The sequence below is a fragment of the Flavobacterium branchiophilum NBRC 15030 = ATCC 35035 genome (assembly GCF_002217205.1).
Lineage (GTDB): Bacteria > Bacteroidota > Bacteroidia > Flavobacteriales > Flavobacteriaceae > Flavobacterium > Flavobacterium branchiophilum.
This window is the reverse complement of the sequence record NZ_MUGT01000157.1, coordinates 14,533-14,793: the sequence shown is the minus strand read 5'-3', so window position 1 is coordinate 14,793 and position 261 is coordinate 14,533. Positions and strand designations below refer to the sequence as shown.

Here is a 261-nt window from a genome sequence, read left to right as displayed (position 1 = left end):
ATGTAGTGCCAGGCAAAAGTACCGAAACCGCCTATGCAGTGGGTGTTCCAGGAACCATAGCAGGGCTTTTTGCCGTACACGAAAAATGGGGTACTTTGCCCATCAAGCAAATCATGGAACCCGTAATCCAACTAGCCGAAAGGGGAGTGGTTGTTACCGCTTTTCAGGCCGAAAGTTTAAACGAATACCACGACAAGTTGATAGAAATTAATGGCAATCAGAGCCTTTTTTCTAAAAAATACAAGCAAAACGATACCATCA

At 44.1% G+C, this 261-nt stretch carries 1 protein-coding gene; it reads left to right on the top strand.

The window, feature by feature from the left end; translation table 11 throughout:
* Window positions 1–261, top strand: a 261-nt coding sequence (locus B0A58_RS14535; protein ID WP_207758858.1) for a gamma-glutamyltransferase, incomplete at both ends; no start/stop codon positions are given.